Below are 12472 nucleotides of genomic sequence, written 5' to 3'. Positions count from 1 at the left end.
GCTCGCAGTCGAGCCGCCCGCCCGTACGCGGGACGGTCAGGCCGAGGTCTCGTCGATGCTGGAGCCGCCCGGCAGGCCGGCGACCAGCGCCACCAGCGAGGCGTCGAGCGGACCCTGGTACATCCGCACCTCGTCCACGGCACCGGAGAAGTACTCGCCCGCCGAGGACCCGGTCAGCGCCCGGCCGACCTGGAGGCTGGTCGTGCTGAAGTCCCAGGTGTTGTCCCAGGAGGCGTCGACGACGGCGACCCCGTTGACGTAGAGGAGCACGTCGCCGAAGACCGCGTTGTAGACGAGGGCGAGGTGGTCGCCGTCGCCCGCGGAGCTCGGGGCGTCGCCCTTGTCCAGTTCGGTGACGGTGACCGGCGAGGTGGAGTCCGCGTCGGTCACGGCCAGCTGCCAGCGGGCGTCGGCCGCCGAGTACCTGACCCTGATCGCGGTGCCGTTGGCGCCGGAGAGCGACAGCACCGTCTCGTCGGTCGTGGGGCTCGCCGAGGCCAGCCGGGCCCTGCCGGTCAGGGTGAAGCTGTCCTGGGCGGTGAGCGGTCCGGCCCCCGCGCGGGTGGCGTAGCCGCTGACGCCGTCCAGCGCCAGGTGCCCGTCGCCCCACAGCGGCGCGGCCGGCGGCACGCAGTCCGGGTCGGCCTCGGGGTCGCAGGACTCGTCCGGTACGTAGACGGACGCGCCGCCGCCGAGGGTCAGCCCGGTGCCGCCGCCGGTCTCCGGGGAGACCCCGTTCACGGCCTCGTCCAGCTGCCAGTAGGCCAGCTGGTGCGGCTGGATGCCGCCGAGTTCCTGGCCCTCGGTGGGCGGGATGACCCGGTCGTGCAGCTTGACGTCCGCGACACTGCCCTTGAGGTTGTTGATGTAGCCGTCCAGGTCGAGCCGGCGGCCGATCTGCACGGCCCCGCCGGCGCTCCACACGGTGTGCCGGGCCTGCACGTCGTCGGCGACGAGGACGCCGTTGACGTAGAGCATCAGCTTGCCGAGCTCGGCGTCGTACACGCCGATCAGGTGCGTCCAGCTGCCGACGACGGCCGTCGCGCCGGAGACCTTCCAGGTGCCCAGCGACTCCATGTCGCTGACCGGGATGCGGAAGGTCCAGGAGGCGCTGTCCTTGTCGTAGCCGAGCTCGAAGCCGGGCTGGGCGGTGCCGTCCTGGCTGACGACGGTCATGTTCTGGGTGGGCAGCGCCGGCAGCGTCACCCAGGCGCTCACCGAGAAGGACTTGCCGGTGTCGACGGAGGCGGTGCCCGAGTCGAGGTAGGCGTTCTCGGTGCCGTCGAAGGAGGCGGCGGTGTCGGTGGAGCCGAGCGGGCCCGCGGCGCCGAAGGCCGCTCCGGAGCCGGCGGTCGCGGCGGGCGTGCCACTGGCGCCGGCCGCCTTCGTGGCGCCCTTGGCGTCACCGAGGGTCCAGGCGGCGACGGGCGCGCGGCCGTCGCTGACGAGGAAGACGTGCACGGTCGGCGTCTTCTGCGCGTTGCCGGCGCCGTCGACCGCGGTCACGTGCAGGGTGTACGTGCCCTCGCTCGGCGGCATCCAGCGGATCGTCGCCGGTCCGCCGGTGGAGTCGGCGGCCACCGTCTTCTTCGCGCTGTCGGCCTGCGGGCCGGTGACGTAGTAGGTGTACTTGGTGACGTCGGTGGACGGCGAGTCCATGGTGAAGTCGCCGTAGTCGCCGACACCGGTGTGCCAGGCCTCGTCGTCGGGGTACCGGGCCGAGGTGATCGCGGCCGACTTGGGCTTGCTGGTGTCGTAGATGAACTCGCAGCGGGTCTGGTCGCCGTCGGTGGACCAGGCGCCGTACGACTGCTGGTCGTAGCCGCGGACCGACCAGGCGACGGTGGTGTTCGCCGGGATGCTGAAGCCGGCCTCACCGTCGCCCGAGACGTCGCTGCCGACGGTGTAGAAGAACGTGGCCACGCCGGTCTGGTCGCTCCAGCTGGAGTCCACCGTGGTCTTCTTGGCCGTCGTCGCGTAGTGGGTGACCGTGTCGCCGCTGGAGTTGGTCCACCAGACCTTGAACTGGGCCTGGAGCGTCTCGGAGTTGGAGCCGTTGTCGCCGTGGTCGTAGTCCCGGATCACGGCGGAGACGCGCGGGGCCTCGGTCACGTAGTGCTCGGTGGCGGCGCCGTACTCGCAGGTGCCGCCCGGCTTCATCTGCAGGTCGTCCTGGTCGGGCTCCGCCGGCGGCCGGTTGTAGGTCACTTCGAGGTGCGCGTTGCCGCAGAAGCGCTTCCAGTTCGAGGTGTCCGACTCACTGGCCGCCTTGAGCCGGAACGTGGTGGTGTCCCAGCTCTTGTCGGCCGCGGTCTGGACGGTGCTCTTCACGTCGAAGCGGACGTTCTGGTTGGTCGCGGTGCACGAACCGGCGTTGGCCGTGGACGAGTCGGTGCCGAGCGTGGCCTTGGAGGCCGGCTGGTTGTCCCAGTCGGTCTTCGAGCTGATCGCGCTCGCGCCCGTGCTGTTGACCCGGGCGAGCTGCACGTCACGTGCGGCGGAGCTGTAGGTGAAGACCTGGGTCACCGCGAACTCGGCGCTGACGATGTCCTTGCCCGCGAAGGTGCCCGTGGGGATCGCGAAGAACTGCCGCTTCACGTCCGTCGAACTGCTGCACCGGACCGACACGTCGGAGGGGCACAGGCCCACGCCCTCGTCGTCGTCGAACTTCCAGAACGAGGTGCCCGAGTAGTGCGAGGAGACCATCGTCCAGCCCGTGCGGGTGGCGGTCTTGACGACCGGATCGATGTAGACCGGGTAGACGGTGCCGGGGCCGGTGAGCAGGTCCGTGTCGGGGGTGAGCGTCATCGCGCCCGCGGAGACATCGACGCCGACGTCGGCGACCCGGGCGCCGTCGGGGGGCGTCTGGGTGTTCTCGTCGGCGGCGTCGGCGGCGGGCGTGTCGTCCTTCGCCGCGTGGCTGGAGTCCCACATCAAGGGCTGCGGCGCCTCGAAGACCGCGCCGCCCGAGCCGGGGTCGGTGGCGGTCAGGCCGCCGTCCCCGGTCTCCGTCAGCTTCAGCGAGGAGGTGTCGAGCGGCAGGCTCAGCTTCGCCAGCTCCGGGTCGGCCGCGGCCTTCGCGTCCTTGACGACCAGCACGTGCGAGAAGCCCTCGGCGCTCGCGGTGACCTTGAGGTCGACGCCGTCCAGCACGTTCGGATAGGTCGCGGTCGAGCCGTCGACCTTCGGCTCGGGCAGCCTGTCGGGCCAGTCGAGGGAGACGGAGCGGCCGTCCTTCTCGATCTCGGCGAAGGTCGTGTCACCGCCGCCGGAGAAGGACATGGCGGTCAGCGCCGCCTTCGGGGCGAGCGTGCCGTTCTTCCGCCTGACCAGCGTGGTGTCGATGTCCGTCCACTTCCCGTCGACGCGGGTACGGACGGGCTGGACGTACTCGCTGACGGTGAAGGTGCCGTCCGGGTTGGCGACGGTGGTGCTGCGTTCGTCGCGCAGGCTCTGGATCTCGACGGGCCTGCCGGACTTCTTCGCCTTGGTCCGGGCGGCGTTCGGGGAGAGCGAGGAACCGCTGTCGGCGGAGGTGCTCGCGGTCTTGCTCCCGCCGGCCCGCGTCTGCTCGGCGGCCGGTGCGGGGACGGCGCTCAGCGCGGTCGTCAGCAGAGCGGCCACGGCGGCTGCCGCGACCAGGGGACGGCGGCCGGATCTCCTGCGGATCTTCATGGTGCGGTGCTCTCTGTTGCTCTGCGGGCCGTTCACCCGATCACCCCGAAGGTCGAGCCGGCGTCGGGCAGACCGCCCGCTCCGGGCACGTGGACGGTGGTCCCGGTGCTGGTGGTGCCGTCGATGTCGGACCACGGCATGACGTACGCGACGCCCTTCGAGGTGGCCGCTTCCTTGCTGTAGGGCACGCCCACATAGAGGTTGACGCTGCCGCCCACGAGCGCGACGCCCGTGTAGTCCCGGCCGGTCGCGGTGCCGGGCAGCCCCGCACCGCGGAAGAGCTCCTTGTCGTTGGCGCCGAGGGCGGTGTCGAGCGGCCGGAAGATGTGCACGGCGCCCGCGTCCTTGACCGTCGAGGTGTCCTTGCCGGGCTCGCCGACGGCCAGCCGGACGACGGACGTGGTGGTCACGACGCTGGTGTCGGTGTTGGCGATCACCACGCGCTGGCCCATGAAGTCACCGGCGACCGCGTCGCCCTCGACGTCCGCGACGCTGTTGTCGAACGCCGCGACCTGCGTGTACGCGCCGGACGGCTGGATGCGGATCACCGCCACCCCGCCCGCGTCCTGCGTGGTCCCGATGTCCTCACCGGGCACGCCGACGGCCAGCAGCACGTCGGAGTTGTACGTCTGGTCGCTGGGCCGGTACCCGGTCATGGAGACCGAGAAGCCGAAGCGGTCGCCCGCCTCCGACGCGCCGCCGATCCCGTCGCTGTCCTGCGAAAGACCCACGAGTGGCGTGGGCATGCCACTGGAGAGGGTGTGGCTGAAGACCGCGACCCCGCCGGCGAACTCCTCGTCCCCGATGGCCTCGCCCGGGGTGCCGACCGCGAAGTAGCGGTTGGTCCCGGTGAGCGAGTAGCCGAAGCGGTCGTTCACCTCGGGATCGCCCGGCACGCCGGTGGAGTTCTGGTTCACGGAGACCTTGGTGCTGCCCTGCACGTACTCGATGCAGCCGGCGTCGGCGTACGTCGTGCCGCCGAAGGTGACTCCCTCGCCGGGGACGCCGATGACCAGGTACGGCGATCCGCTCGCGGTCGTGCCCGCCTTGAGGGCGTAGCCGAACCAGTCGTACGCCTCCGTCGTGGTGGCGGTGTCGAACCCGTTCTGGCTGTAGCCCTGGATCGCCGAGCCCGTCCCGATGCCGGTGGGCGTGCCGTGGATGATGTAGATCGCCCCGGCGTCGACGAGGTTCGTGCCGTCCCTGACGACGTCCTCGTAGGGCGCGCCGACCACCAGGTCGCTGCAGCCGTCGCCGTCGGCGTCGTAGGCGGCGTAGGAGGTACCGAAGCCGTCGCCGGCCTCGGGTGTCGCGTCCATGCCGCTGGTCGCCTGCGAGATCTCCGAGACGCCCTTGCCGCCGCCCAGCACCACCCGTACGAGACCGGCACGCCTGGCCCCGTTCACCGTGGCGCCCGGGTCGGCGATCACCGTGTCCTGGACGCCGTCGCCGTTGAAGTCGCTCGCCGTCCCCGCCGTGCATGTGGCGGCTGCCGCCTGCGGCGAGGTCAGCGTCACGCCCCCCGTCGCTGCCAGGAGAAGACCGGCCAGCGCGGCCAGTTTCCCTGCCAGATGTGTACGCGTACGCACACTCCACCCCTCGTTTTTTCGTCGGGCAAGCCCAGGTAAGACCACCCTGTGAATGACGTAAGAGCTGACTAAATACGAGCCAAATAAAGAACGTCAAGCCCGATCGAAAAACAAGCTGCACACAGCAACCACGCAGAGCATGACCATCTTTGCCTTACACCCTGCAACGGGCGAGAAGGGGCCGCCGGGTGCCTAACGCCAGCAAATGGGGCACCTTCCCCATCGCAGAACAGGGCAACCACCCGGTACTTCACCGAACATTCACATGACTGATCCGGGATGGTCGTGATACGTTCATGACCAGAAGGCGTTTCGTGTCCGCAAACGGGTGTGGCTTCTTTTATCGAAATACCCCGTCAAGGCTCACCGGACCAATTGAGCTCACCGGTCTCCCGGCAGTCCGGTGGAATAAACGCCTTCGGTAAGGCGGGTAAGAGCCGGTAAAGCCCGGTGAATTCAGGGAATCAGGGTCGGCGTCGCCGTTTCTCTTTTCCGTCCGCGACACCGGGCCGGGTACCGACGACCGCGCACTGTTTCCTGCCGGGACCGCGGCGGGTCAGCCCGCCGTGAACGTGTCGACGGCGACGTCGAAGTACTCCCGGGCCTCCCGCACCTTCCCTACCGGCGCCGACACCCACACGTCGTACAGCATGCCGCCCTCCTCCCAGCAGAGGTCGTAGGTGTGCCGCGGTCCCTCCGTCGCGCTGAAGCCCTTCCAGGTGAACTCCCAGAACGCGGCGGGGTGTCCGGAGTGGGTGGTGTCGGTGACGCGGCCGTCGTGGTAGCCGGGGTTCGTGCTCGGCCCCTCCGCCGCCGCGCGCCGCATCGCCCCTCCCGGTCCGCCGGTCTGCGTCTCGGAGACCTTGATGCCGAGCCGGAAGGTCTGCCCCCGCGACAGGTAGAAGACACGCTCGCCCTGCGGGTCGCGGGTGAAGCCCTCCGGCACCGCGAGGGAGAAGCCGGCCGGGTCCTGCGCGAGGCGGTAGCCGGAGGGTGCGGTGCCGGAGTGGGCGGTGGGGGGCGGCGAGGCGGCCGGGGAGGAGGACGAAGAGGCGGCCGTGGCCGACGCGGGCGGGGTCGCCGACGGGGTCGCCGGGTGCGACGTGGAGACGGCCGTCGTGCCCCCGGGGCCCGGGGCGGTGCCGCCGCCGTCCCCGTGGAACAGCAGCGTGGCCGCCGACACGCCCGCCCCGGCCATCGCGGCGACCAGCAGCGCGGCGACCAGCACCCCGCGGGTGGACGGCCGGGGCGGCACGGCCGGTTCCGGAGCCGGCGGCCACGGAACGTCCCGCTGGGTCGGCGTGTACGACACGCCGCCCGCACCCCGCGCCGCACCGTCGGTGCCCGTCACGGCCCCCGTCTCCAGGAACCCGCGCAGCATCAGCTCGGCCTCCGCCGCGCCCAGCCGGCGCTCGGGATCCCGCTCCAGCAGCCCCCGTACGACCGGCAGCAGCGGCTCCGCCTGGGCCGGTGGCCGGATCTCGTCGGAGACCACGGCGTGCAGGATCCCGCCGAGCGAGTCGCGCCGGAACGGCGACTCGCCGCTGAGCGCCGCGCACAGCAGCGCGCCCAGCGACCACAGGTCGGACGCCGGTCCGGACCGGCCGCCGGACATCCGCTCGGGCGCGGTGTACTCGGGCGAGCCGACGAAGGAACCCGTCTCGGTGAGCGTGGTGGCGCCCGCGACCTGGGCGATGCCGAAGTCGGTGAGCACGACACGCCCGGTGGCGGCCTCCACGAGCACGTTCGCCGGCTTGATGTCCCGGTGCAGCACCCCGGCCCCGTGCGCCGCGCGCACCGCGCTCAGCAGCGCGATCCCGATCCGCGCGGCCTCCCCGACGTCCACCGGCCCGCTCCGCGAGATCCGGTCGGCGAGCGAACCGCCCTCGATCAACTCCATGACGATGTAGGGCCGTCCGCCGTCCTCGACCACGTCGTGCACGACGATGATGTGCGGATGGTGCAGCTGGGCGACGGCCTGCGCCTCACGCAGGGTGCGTTCGCGGCGCAGCCGGGCGTCGTCGTCCGGAAGGGAGTCGTCGACGGTGAGCTCCTTGACGGCGACCTCCCGCCCCAGTAACTGGTCGGCCGCGCGCCATACGACACCCATTCCGCCCCGCCCGAGCCGCGCTTGCAGGCGATAACGCCCCGCGATCAGACGGACGGCGTCCCCGTCGGTCCCCATGGCCCCATGATGCCCCACCGGACCCGAACCTTCCGGACGGTGACAAGCCAAGACGCCCGACCGCGGCGCCGCGCTCCGGGACCCGCCGGGGCCGGGGCCCGCGGCCGGGTCAGCCGGACGAGCCCGGCTCCTGCCAGCTCTGCAGCACCCACTTGAACTGCTGGGCGGCCGTCGACCAGTCCTTCGCCGGCGACGACATGTAGATCGCGTACTCGACGCCCGCGCGTGAGTAGTACGTCTCCTCGATCGCCCGCCGGGGCCCGGCCACGTTCGCCCCGTCCTTCGCCAGCGCCGTCCAGGTGTACTCCCACAGCGCCCCGTCCCGGTCCCGGTACAGGTTCTGCTCCATGGTCACACGCTTGTAGTCGACCAGCTTCTGCAACTGCTGTTCCAGGTCCTGCTGGTGCGCGAGCGCGTTGGAGAAGTCCGGCGAGCTGTCGATGGCGATGCGCACGAAGTGCTTGCCACCGTCGGGCGTGTAGTCGACCTGCTTGAGGTCGCCGTCGATGCCGAAGACCTTGCGCTTCCAGCTCTTGGGCAGGGAGAGGCCGAAGCCGAGCGGGTCGTGCACGGTCTGCCAGTCGGTGGGAACGGCGCCGTCCGGGGCCGTGCTGGCACCCGCCGAGGAGGACGGCCCCGAGGTGGCCGGCGAGGCCACGCTGCCGCTGTCGTCCTGCTGCCCGGAGCCCCACTTCTGCAGCGCCACGGCCGCCCCGCCGCCGAGCAGCGCGGCCAGGGCGACGACGAGCGCGAGCGTCCGCAGCCGGCGCCGCCCGGGCCGGACGGGGACCGCACCGGACGGCGCACCGATGGCCGTCGGCGGGATCGCGGAACCGTCCGAGGGACGCCGCCCCTCCTGAGGACTGCCGACGGAACCGCTGTACGAACTCCCGTAGGGGTCGGTGCCGTAGGAGTTGCCGGTGGAGGAGCCGCCGCCGTGCGCGGTGCCGCCGTACACGCCCTCGTACGGCGTGCCCTCCTGGAAACCCTGGTAGGTGCCGCCGGAGTCCGGCCGCGGTCCCCCGCCCCTGCCGCTGCCACCACCACCGCTGATCTGCGACTGCGTCGGCACGTACGCCTGTGCCGCGCTCGGCCGCCGGCCCTCCGCCGCCTCGGCGAGCATCTGCTCGGTCTCTTCGGGGCTCGGCCGCTCGGCCGGTTCCTTGCGCAGCAGGGCCGTGATGACCGGCTCCAGCGGGCCCGCGGCGCGCGGCTCGGCGGCCTCGTCCTCGACGACCGCCTGCATGGTGGTCAGCGGCGAGGTGCGGCGGAACGGCGAACGTCCCTCCACCGCCGTGTACAGCGTCGCGCCCAGCGCCCACAGGTCCGAGGACGGCCCCGGATCGTGCCCGCGCACGCGCTCCGGCGCGAGGTAGTCGACGGATCCGACCACTTCCCCGGTACGGGTGATCGTCGTGTCGCCCTCGATCTGCGCGATGCCGAAGTCGGTGAGAAGGACCCGGCCGTCCCGGCCGATCAGGACGTTGCCCGGCTTGACGTCCCGGTGCAGCACGCCGGCGCTGTGCGCGGCGCGCAGCGCGCGCAGCACCCACAGCCCGATCCGCGCGGCCTCCCGCGCCTCGATGCGCCCCTGCTCCTTGACCGCGTCGGCCAGCGAGTGGCCCTCGACCAGCTCCATGACGATCCACGGGCGGCCGTCGTGTTCGAGTACGTCGTGGACGGTCACGACGGCGGAGTGGTTGATGCGCGCCGCGGCCCGGGCCTCCGCCCGGGTGCGGGCCAGCAGGATGGCCTGGTCGCCCTCGGAGACGTAGAGCGCGGCCGTCAACTCCTTGATGGCGACAGCCCGGTGCAGCACTTCGTCATGGGCGCGCCACACCCGGCCCATGCCGCCGCTGCCGATGATGTCGGCCAGCCGGTAGCGGCCCGCGATGAGCAGGCCCTGCATCTGATTCACGTTGCCCCGCAATGCTCTTGTCAGGGTCAGACTAAGGACCGCCCCTCGGTCAGGGAACAAGTGGGGTCCCACGGAGACAGCACTGTGACGGTTCTCGCCTTCGTCACCGGATGTGAACGAAATCCCCGCACCGGAACGGGAACCAACCACCCCGGCGGCGCGTTGACTTCAACCCGGTCCGCCTCCTTGTACGGCTGCGGCCACGTCCCCGTCTCAGCCCGTGTACTTGTACGTCGACGAAGCCTGCTCGTACAGCGTGGTGACCTCGTCCCGGTCGGCCTCGGGGCCGCGCACCTGCACGATGTGGTACCTGCCGTCGATCAGGAAGACCATGTTGCGCACGAACAGGTCGCCCTCCTGGCTGTCCGTCCAGGTGAACTGCCCCTCGGCCGACACCTGCTGACCCACCGTGATGGTCCGCAGCCCCCCGGCGGTGGCCCAGCTGGAGTCCCGGTACGGCTGAAGCTCCGGCTCCTTGTCCCGCTGGTAGGCCATCGGGGCGCTGCCGTAGGTGGCCGCGCTGTCCCGCCCGGCCACGACGATCAGCTCGAACTTCCCGTGCGAGTAGATCACCTGGCCGCTGCTGTTCTTCGGGGAGCGGCTCCAGCCCTGGGCGACGGCGATCCGGAAGCCGTTCGGGTCGTCGCGCAGGGTGAACCCGTCGGCGACGGTGGAACCGCCGGTCGAACCGGCGGTGGTCTGCGTCTCGGTGGACGGGGTCGACGTGGGAGTCGGCGTCGGGGTCGGGGTCGGGGTCTGGCGGTGGCTCGGTGCGGGACTCGCCTGGCCGGCCGTGCCGGTCCGGTCGCCGGTCGACGCTCCGCCCTCGTCCGCGGTGTCCTTCTTCGGCAGGAACAGCATGGCGTACGCGACCGCGGCGGCCAGCAGGAGCAGGACCAGCAGGAGCAGCGTACGGCCCAGCCGGCGCGGGGACCCGGCCTCCTCCCGGGCCCGCTTGTGCCGGCCGTGGGTCGCCGGGAGCCCGGCCTTGCGCCTGCGCACCAGCTCACCGCGGCGCCGGACGATCGGCAGCCGCCTGGGGTCGGCGGGCGGCGCGGCGACGACATGCGTGCCGGCGTCCGGCTCGGGCGCGGACCGCACCAGCGAGCGCAGCCAGCCGCGCAGCTCCTCGAAGTCCAGCCGCTCGGTGGGGTCCTGACGCAGCAACGACTCCACGACCGGCCTGAGCGACCCGCACTCCTCCGCGAACGCGGGCGGCTCCGAGCACACCAGCTGCACCAGCTCGGCCGTCGACTCCTCCGGATACGGCGCGTGCCCCTGCACCGACCGGAACAGCAGCGCACCGAGCGCCCACAGGTCGGTGGCCGGGCCGATGGGCGCCGCCAGCTGCCAGTTCTCGTGCACCGGAACGGCCTGCTCCGGCGCCCAGCGCTCGGTCACAGGACCCACGACGGTCATCCGCACCTGCCGCGCCCGTTCGGCGGCCAGCGCGGTGCCGGGCCCCCGGCGTCCGGGTACGGCGGCGCCGGACTCGCCCCAGCGGGCGGCGGCGAGGCCGACACCCTGCGCGGGCACGACGGCGTGCGGCTGTCCCTGGCTCTGGCCCTGTCCTTGTCCCTGGCTTTGTCCCTGTCCCTGTCCCTGGACACCGGGGAGTTGGGAGGTACCGGTCCCGGGCATGCCCGTCCCGGGGGCGACGGGCGGGAGCGCGCTGCGTTCCTGGCCCGGGACCACCGCCGGGGGCGTGCCGGGGCGGGGTGCGGCGCCGTGCCAGGGCGACGGCGCGCCGCGCACCCCGTACGGGTCCGCTATCCGGCCGGGCGGCACGCCACCGGCGGCCCGCTGCTCCCCACCCGGCACCTGCGCCTGCCCGTTCGCATACGGCGGCTGCGCCCCGCCGTTCGCGTACGGCTGCTGGGCGCCGCCGTTGGCGTAGGGCTGCTGGGCAGCTCCGTTGGCGTGTCCCGGGCCGTACGGCGGCTGCGGCGCGGGCGGCGCGCTGTCGCCCTCGGCCGGCGGGCGGGCGCCGGGCAGCGCGGCGCGCCCGTTCTGCTGGGCTTCCTGGACCCGGGCGGCGGCCCTGGCTCCCGCCCGGTAGGCGGCGATCGCCCCGGCCCGGGCGGCCCGGATGTCCGAACCGGTCTCCAGCGCCCGGCGCTCCACGGCACCCGTGCCGGCGCCTCCGGAACCGGGCCCGCCCGAACCCTCGTCCGGACCGGCCCCCGGCAACCCGCCGGCGGCCCGTGCCTGGATCGCGGCGCGCCGAGCGGCCTCGGGGTCGGTCTCCGACGCTCCGGGCGCCTGCTGTGCGCCGCCCGTACCACCGGACGCACCACCGATGCTCCCGATGCCTCCGACAGCGACGACCCCCGAGCCGACGGAACCGCCCGAAACGCCCGGCACACCCGAACTGGGCGGAATACCCGGACCGCGCGGGCCGCCGGGTGTGGCGGAACCTTCCGCCTCCCCGCCCGTCCGCCGGCCGCCGGTCTCCGCGCCGCCCGCACCGTCCTCGCCGTCCTGCGCCGGCACCGGGTCGTACCCGCACAGCGCCTCCTCCGCCGCCCCGACCGCGAGGCCGGTCAGCATCACCCGGCCGTCGTCGCAGACGAGGACCGTGCGGGCGGTGATGTTGCGGTGCACCCAGCCGTGGGCGTGCAGCACGCGCAGCGCCATCAGCACGTCGGAGGCGACCTCCGCCGCCCGGTACGGGCTCAGCGGCTGCTCGGCGAGCAGCGCGGCCAGCGACCGCGCGGCGACCGACTCGCTGACGATCCAGAGCGAACCGCCCTCGGCGAACACGTCGAAGACCTGGTCGAGCCGGGGATGGTCGGGTATCCGGGCGGCGGCCTGCGCGGCCTCGACGGCGCGCCGCACCACCGGGTCGCTGGGCCGGCGTGTCGCGGTGCGCGCCGACGCCGGCCGCCGCGCGCCACGGTCACGCGCAGTGAAACCCGCGGGCAGCCCTTCGGCGTCCAGCACCTCCGCCTCGACGACCTCGGGCAACGGCACCTGGCGGACGAACACTTCCTGCCCGCTGTAGGTGTCGAAGGCCCGGGTCTCGGTGTGTTCGTACTCGTCGGAGGGGGGCAGCGGCAGGCGGTAGCGGTCGGCGAGCACCCGACCCGCGTAGTCGTCCACGTT

At 72.7% G+C, this 12472-nt stretch carries 5 protein-coding genes; all 5 read right to left on the bottom strand.

What is annotated here, in order from left to right:
- Positions 1-36 precede the first annotated feature (36 nt).
- Complete coding sequence (locus AB0D74_RS26710; RefSeq protein WP_362591947.1) at positions 37-3711, bottom strand: LamG-like jellyroll fold domain-containing protein; 3675 nt, start codon at positions 3709-3711, stop codon at positions 37-39.
- The gene (locus tag AB0D74_RS26705; protein WP_362591944.1) at positions 3708-5264 is read right to left on the bottom strand and encodes a VCBS repeat-containing protein; all 1557 of its coding nucleotides are present in this window, start codon (positions 5262-5264) and stop codon (positions 3708-3710) included. The genes AB0D74_RS26710 and AB0D74_RS26705 overlap by 4 nt, the downstream gene beginning before the upstream one ends.
- 556 nt (positions 5265-5820) lie before the next feature.
- Complete coding sequence (locus tag AB0D74_RS26700) at positions 5821-7449, bottom strand: serine/threonine-protein kinase (RefSeq protein WP_362591942.1); 1629 nt, start codon at positions 7447-7449, stop codon at positions 5821-5823.
- A 109-nt stretch (positions 7450-7558) separates the two neighbouring features.
- The gene (locus AB0D74_RS26695; protein ID WP_362591939.1) at positions 7559-9358 is read right to left on the bottom strand and encodes a serine/threonine-protein kinase; all 1800 of its coding nucleotides are present in this window, start codon (positions 9356-9358) and stop codon (positions 7559-7561) included.
- 222 nt (positions 9359-9580) lie between these two features.
- Positions 9581-12469: a protein kinase gene (locus AB0D74_RS26690; protein WP_362591936.1), complete on the bottom strand. Its 2889-nt coding sequence runs from the start codon at positions 12467-12469 to the stop codon at positions 9581-9583.
- Positions 12470-12472 lie beyond the last annotated feature (3 nt).

It is taken from the genome of Streptomyces sp. NPDC048278, assembly GCF_040652195.1.
Classification (GTDB): domain Bacteria; phylum Actinomycetota; class Actinomycetes; order Streptomycetales; family Streptomycetaceae; genus Streptomyces.
This window is presented reverse-complemented; position numbering and strand designations above follow the sequence as displayed.

Coding starts and splice junctions, on each gene's coding strand:
- AB0D74_RS26700 (WP_362591942.1), bottom strand. CDS start 7,449: ATGGGGACCGACGGGGACGCCGTCCGTCTGATCGCGGGGCGTTATCGC.
- AB0D74_RS26695 (WP_362591939.1), bottom strand. CDS start 9,358: ATGCAGGGCCTGCTCATCGCGGGCCGCTACCGGCTGGCCGACATCATC.